Here is a 5,181-nt window from a genome sequence, read left to right as displayed (position 1 = left end):
TTAAACCGCTTTAGACGGTTGCTAATCCGCTGGGAAAAGAAGGTAGAAAATTACATAGCAATGCTTCATTTTGCTTGTGCCTGGATTACCTTCAGAGCTGCTGGACTTTTCGGATAGGCTCTTAGAAGAAACAACCTTGTCTTTAAGAAAAAGCCTTATGAACCCAAAGACAAAAGCTATCCAAAAATAGTAATGCCTTTGGAGATAAATACTCTTCATCAAGTTGATCTTGTAGGACCTCGTTATATCAAAGGAGATGGCAGATTCTATTCTCTCAATGTAATAGATGTCTGTAGTCATAGAATCAAACTTAATCCCATACTTTCAAAGATAGATGAAGAGATAGCAAACGGCTTAATTTCCACATGGAAAATATTAGGAATACCAGAATATATCCAATTTGACAATGAACTAAGTTTCCATGGAAGTCACAAACATCCCCATTCTTTAGGATTGGTCTTAAGGCTATGTCTCTCTTTAGGTATTCAACCTATTTTTATTCCTCAGAGAGAACCCTGGCGAAATGGTGTAATTGAAAGTTTCAATGATGTTTATGACAAAGGATTTTTTAGAATACAAGTTTTCAAAAACTTTTTCCATCTTAAAAAAGAATCAAAGGCATTTGAGGAGTTCCACAATGAATTCCACAGATACAGTGTCCTAAAGGGTAAAACCCCTAATGAATTTATGAGGAATGAGGGAGTTGAGCCTTTTCTTCTTGTAGATGGATTTGAATTACCCCATGAACCGATTCCTATTGAAGATGGAAATATTCACCTGGTTAGGTTTATCCGAAGTGATAGAATACTCGACGTATTTGGTGAACACTTCCAAATGCCCAAGGATGTAGTTTATGAGTATGTTGTAGCTACCATTATGACAGCAACACATAGCTTAAGAGTTGTTTGCAATGACAAGATAGTAGATTTCTTGAGTATCGTTTGCCTCCAGAACTCTCTATAGAAGAAGTTGTCAAAGAACTATCTGATTATCTAATGGAGATGGGTATTTTCAATCTCCTGTAAGGTGCACGATGTCCTGCTATTTTTGAGGATTAGAATTTCGCTCACCCCATGGGGTGAGAGTGCACGATGTCCTGCTATAAATTTGTATTAAAATAGGGTGCACGATGTTATGCTATGTAGCAGATAGGAATTTGATAATATGTAAAGACGGGCATCCTTTAATAGATTGACAGGTATGTTATACTGATATAACAAAATCTAAAATAAAAGTAACTATTCAGCCACTGATTAACACGGATTAGCACGGATAAATACAGAGGTCAGAAGATATAGCAGTTATTAGTCAAAACTTTGCTTAGAATTAAATACTCGTAACTACTCGTAGTGAATTAACAAGTTATGCGTGAACCATTACTACACTATGTCAAATTAGGGCTATAACTCTCTATATTTTTAGACAATTATGTCCATTTGGCTTGCCTTCTCCCATTTCTTATGATAAAAATGGAAAAAAATAGAATGTGAAAATTCTACCTCATCCTTCATTTAATGTCCCATAGGGACAACATATCGGTAGAAATAAATATCATACAAATAATGTCCCATAGGAACAATATATCGGTAAATGGCTTTCCACAAATTTTCTACCAATATATCGTTCCTACGGAACTGATTGATTTGTCTATCTATTCCTACCGATATTATGTTCCTAACGGAACGATTATTCTCATGCCTTATTTATGGGTATTATCCTATGTAAACTTCCAGTTAATAACCGCTATATCAACCATCAACTATCAACAATACTAATGTGAACTTTTGGTTAATACTTACTATAATATTGTTATATCTACTTAGAACCTATCCGAAAAACCAATGGACGCCTCAACCCTGGTCTGTCGCCAGGGCAGGCTTGTTAAGGTAAAATACCCCGAACAAGTTCGCGCCTCCAACTTTTCGGATAGGCTCTTAGAGAACGCTCTAATAGTTACCTTTCGACTAACTGTTTTTAAGCCTTTTTAAACACCGAAAAACGCGAAAAACACGAAAAAAATTTTTTTTCTCTCTGCGAACTCTTGCGTCTCTGCGGTAAATTACCACTTGAACGGTTGCCCGATTGACAGGGGAACACTCATAAGCATTTCCCCAATTCTCTCTTAACTATCTCTGGATTCAAATATACATAGTCTCCTTTTTTTAATTTATCTAATTTAAAAGGTCCAAATTGAATTCTTTTCAGGTTTAAAACACTATGGTTAATCATTTCTCCCATTCTGCGAATCTGTCGTTTTTTACCTTCTCTAATGGTTATTTTTAGAATAGTATTTTCCTTTAATTTTTTTTCTACTACTACCTGGGCCGGAAGTGTTTTTTCCACTGAACTCAGCCTGATTCCGTTTCTTAATCGAATTATATCACTTTCTTCAACTCTCCCTTTAAATTTAACTAAATAAGTTTTGGGAATTTTATACCTGGGATGAATAACTTTATTGGCTAACTCACCATCATTGGTTAAAAATAATAATCCTTCAGAATTATAATCAAGTCTGCCGACTGGATAAACTCTTTCTTTTACTCCTTTTAAAAGCAAAGAGATAGTAGGTCTTCCTTGCGGGTCAAAAAGTGTGGTTACATATCCTTTGGGTTTATTTAAGAGGAGATAAACCTTTGTCTCTAATTTGATTGGTTTCCCATCAAATTCTACTTTATCGATTTTGGGGTCAATTTTTACCACCAGTTTTTTGATTAATTGACCATTAACACGGATGCGTCCTGATAGGATTAGTTCTTCACAACTTCTTCGAGAACCAAGCCCGGCTTTGGCTAAAATCTTTTGTAGTCTTTCCATAATTAAAGTTACAACGAAATTTATCGCATCACTCCCAATTTACCTGTTTTTGAACTTATATCGTCACGGATGAAATAAATATAGATGCCACTGGCAACCTTTTCACCAGCTGAATTCCGACAATCCCATTCCACAATCCCATCTCCTTCAGAATCTTCTTTCTTCTCATAGACTAACTCACCCACTATATTGAATATCTTCAGGCTAATAACCTTATTTTTCGGCACGACAAAGGATACCTCTTCTCCTCCCTTAACTGGATTAGGATAGCAGTAAGATTCCGCTACACTACTTACTCCCAACACTACCTTTATCGGCTCTTTACTGACTATCAGACTATACTCTCCTTTATTGCCACTATAATTTTTATTCTTGCGCATATCAATCAGATTATCTCTATCCTTTAAGTAGAGATAGTATTGGAGTGGAACACTGGCAATATCCCAATTTAACTCTACTTTCTCTGGTTCACCTACCTGCTCTACCCTGAATTTCCATTCCTTGCTTGTTTCTACTTCACTGCGATAGTCAGAGCCATATTCTCCTTCCGTCGGTGAAATAAAGTAACATCTGAGGTAAGCAGGAGCAAATTTTTCATCATCTGCTGGTAACATTGGGATTTCACCAATATCATATTCATCATCGTAGGTATCATCTGCCGCAGGGCTGACGCCAGCAAAGTTGAATCTATCAGTCAGGCTGCCAGCATTAGCTGAAAGCTGGATTGCCCAGCTATCCTTATGTTTGAGTGGGTTAAACTCATCTATTTCACTCCGTGCACAAACTGCATTATTCACAACCCACTCCTCTATCGGGCAGAAACTCTTCCCCTTTTGAGAGGGGTCAGGGGTGTCTTTCCCACCTATTTCTTCTGCTGGAACGAGCATCTCGCAATCCACTGTCAGCGGGATAAAATATCCTATCCAGGGATTAATCACCCCAGGATACGGCACCATCTTAAATCCCATCCCATCATAATACCATAATGAACTCTTTATCCAGCCCTGGACATAAGCCGTGACAGGGTCAACTACCTCTTCTCCTTTGCGAAACTTTACCTGCTCATTCAAAGCCACCGGGTAAAGATATGGGTGTCCAATATGATTCCACCTTTCCGGCAGACCGCCTTTTAATGGAATAACATAATAACCAGAAGGATTAGTCGAACTCCCATAAACAATAATTTCATTATCTTTATCTGCGGTAATCCCATAGCCTATCTCTGGGGCAAAGTTTGGAACAGTTGAACCTGGCGGATTATGAATGACCCAATTACTCCCATCGAAATAGACTAATCTGACATTTTGCTCAAAATTACCCCAATTCCACAACACACCTGCCGGGTCAGGATTGCCGGGATGAACAGGGACAGAGATGGATTTGTAAGTTGGATAGATAGCACCAATTTTACCTGAGCTAACTGTGCCGTAAGTAATCGTCGTCCAGATAGTTGATAAGGTGTCATTCTTGCCATCAGTTGCCCAGATGGCATATTGTAATCCCCGCATCGAGACATCTTTAGCCGTAATAGTTCCTTTGTAAAGGTTATTTTCCAGATTAACCATATTGATAAAAGAGATAGTTTTCGTTCCGCCTATTTTCCAGTAAAGAATTACTTCTTTGACCACAAAATTATCCGTGATAGTGGCAATAATTATCATTGGCAGACCAGCATCTGTGAATAAAATAGGTTGATGGATAATAATTGGTGGGATAGTATCTTCGATTATCATAAAGTAAGTTATATCCTTTGCACCACTTATCATACCCATAACGGTGATTGTCGTCGTCCCTGCGGGTTGAGTATCAACCACAAATGTGGTTACAAAACCGCCTTGATAATCAGTGGTTGTCATTGTTATTGTTCGAGTTGTTCCAAAATCAATCCGTATTTGTTCGCTTGCCGCAAAACCATTGCCGGCTATGTTGACCACTGTTCCAACTGCTCCAGAGTTCGGTGAAATAAGAGTAATCACACCTAACATCCTGAACCAGCTGTATGCGATGCAATCTCTACCTTTCGCACTAACGGTGATTGTGCCACCGCCCGGCTGGGTATCCGCAGTAAATACTGCCTCAAACCTGCCGGCATTATCACTTGAGGTTACAGCTATCGTAGGATTAGTCCCAAAGTCTATCTCTATCCGCTCATTTGCCGCAAAACCGTCACCACTAACCTCTATCCGTGTTCCAACTGTGCCTTGCTGAGGACTAACATAAGTTATCCGACCAAGCATTCGGAACCAGCTGTATGCCACACAATCTTTGCCTTTGGCACTGACGGTGATTGTGCCACAACCTGGTTGGGTATCTGCAGTAAATACTACCCAGAACCTACCGACATTATCACTCCAGGTTACTGTTATC

Annotated in this window: 5 protein-coding genes; 3 read left to right on the top strand and 2 right to left on the bottom strand. The window is 38.7% G+C overall.

What is annotated here, in order from left to right:
* The 3 genes from AB1414_14990 to AB1414_14980 form a co-directional block, all read left to right on the top strand.
* The coding region (locus AB1414_14990; protein ID MEW6608728.1) for an IS5/IS1182 family transposase at positions 1-117 on the top strand (117 nt) is incomplete at its 5' end.
* A 75-nt stretch (positions 118-192) separates the two neighbouring features.
* The gene (locus tag AB1414_14985; GenBank protein ID MEW6608727.1) at positions 193-963 is read left to right on the top strand and encodes an integrase core domain-containing protein; all 771 of its coding nucleotides are present in this window, start codon (positions 193-195) and stop codon (positions 961-963) included.
* 599 nt (positions 964-1,562) lie between these two features.
* Positions 1,563-1,775 carry a hypothetical protein gene (locus tag AB1414_14980; GenBank protein MEW6608726.1) on the top strand — a complete coding sequence of 71 codons (213 nt, stop codon included), beginning with the start codon at positions 1,563-1,565 and terminating at the stop codon, positions 1,773-1,775.
* A gap of 322 nt (positions 1,776-2,097) precedes the next feature.
* Here AB1414_14980 and AB1414_14975 read toward each other — a convergent pair whose 3' ends face one another.
* Both AB1414_14975 and AB1414_14970 read right to left on the bottom strand, forming a co-directional pair.
* A complete protein-coding gene (locus AB1414_14975) occupies positions 2,098-2,814 on the bottom strand; it encodes a pseudouridine synthase (GenBank protein MEW6608725.1) in 717 nt (238 codons plus the stop codon).
* A gap of 20 nt (positions 2,815-2,834) precedes the next feature.
* Positions 2,835-5,181 (bottom strand): T9SS type A sorting domain-containing protein (locus tag AB1414_14970; GenBank protein MEW6608724.1); only part of this gene is annotated, 2,347 nt, incomplete at its 5' end.

This window comes from bacterium, assembly GCA_040755795.1.
In the GTDB taxonomy this organism is placed as follows: Bacteria; UBA9089; CG2-30-40-21; order CG2-30-40-21; family SBAY01; genus JBFLXS01.
This window is presented reverse-complemented; position numbering and strand designations above follow the sequence as displayed.